Genomic DNA, 850 nt, shown 5'->3' with positions numbered 1-850 from the left:
CGGTTTGAATGTCGGATTGCGTCAGGGGCCAGAGGTGCAGGATACCTCCCAGCTTGTCGTCGCCGAAGCCATCGTGACACCGTCGCGCCGAAGCCGTGGCATGCGCATTGCGCAGTTCGCCATCGGGCGTCGCCACGGCATGCGTGTGCTCGGGGCACATCGCCACGGCAAAAGCCTTGGCCCCGACCTGTCGACCGCACTCCTGCGGCCCGCCGACAAGCTTTTGCTGGAAGGGACAGCCGAAGGATTTTCGCACATGACCGAGGCAGGAGATCTTGCAGCGATCACGCAGGCAGGCGGGCGTGCCTTCCGTCGGCGCAAGGCGCCGCTCGCGCTGCTTGCCCTCGTCGCGGTTGTCGCGCTCGCCGCGCTCGGCGTGGCCGAGATCAGCGTTCTTGCCCTCATCGCCGTCGCCGCGATTCTCGTACTGCGGTGCATAGACAATGATGAAGCGTGGGCTTCGATCGACGCCGGTGTCCTGGTGCTCATCTTCTCGATGCTGATCGTGGGCACGGGTTTGCAACACTCGGGGGCCGTCGCCCTTGTCGTCGAGGCGATAGCGCCGGCACTGGAGGGGTTGCCACCTCTTGTGGCACTTGCGGCGGTCTATCTGCTGGCCTCGATGCTGACCGAAGCGGTCACCAACAATGCAGTGGCGGTCGTGGTGACGCCGCTCGCCATCGGCCTTGCCGTACAGATCGGGGTCGACCCTCGCCCCTTCGTGGTGGCGGTGATGTTTGCCGGAAGCGCGAGCTTTGCAACACCGATCGGCTATCAGACCAATACGCTGGTATATGGCGCGGGGAATTACAGATTCACCGATTTCGTCAGGATCGGTCTGCCGATGAAT

1 protein-coding gene is annotated in these 850 nt (G+C 63.9%); it reads left to right on the top strand.

The annotated features are described in order from the left end of the window. Window positions 1–850 (top strand): SLC13 family permease (locus N5A93_RS19460; RefSeq protein ID WP_268956751.1); only part of this gene is annotated, 850 nt, incomplete at both ends.

The organism is Roseovarius salincola, assembly GCF_026891095.1.
Taxonomy (GTDB): Bacteria; Pseudomonadota; Alphaproteobacteria; order Rhodobacterales; family Rhodobacteraceae; genus Roseovarius; species Roseovarius salincola.
This window is presented reverse-complemented; position numbering and strand designations above follow the sequence as displayed.